The sequence below is a fragment of the Agrobacterium sp. 22094 genome (assembly GCF_052046015.1).
Taxonomy (GTDB): Bacteria; Pseudomonadota; Alphaproteobacteria; order Rhizobiales; family Rhizobiaceae; genus Agrobacterium; species Agrobacterium cavarae.
Map to the genome: position 1 here is coordinate 1 of NZ_JBQEPX010000048.1, position 338 is coordinate 338.

The window sequence follows — 338 nt, forward strand, 5'->3', positions numbered from 1 at the left end:
TAAGATTTTGCTGCCCTTTTTATACCCCAAGCACCTTCCCCAAAATAAATTTGATTCATATACATTTCAATAATTTCATCTTTTGTATAAGTACGTTCTATTTTTTTTGTTAAAAAGTATTCCTTTATTTTACGAGAAAATGTACGATCTTGTGTCAGAAATACATTCTTCGCAAGCTGCTGTGTAATTGTACTTCCCCCAGCTACAACTTCTCCTGCTGTAATATTTTTAAAAACCGCACTTATAATTCCACTATAATAAATACCATGATGGTTAAAAAATTCCTTATCTTCTACTGCAACAATTGCCTGAACCATAATATCAGGAATATCTTTTCT

At 31.1% G+C, this 338-nt stretch carries 1 protein-coding gene; it reads right to left on the minus strand.

Going from position 1 to position 338, the window contains the following annotated elements:
- The coding region (locus tag ACTJK5_RS23105) for a transglycosylase domain-containing protein (RefSeq protein ID WP_440613331.1) at window positions 1–338 on the minus strand (338 nt) is incomplete at both ends.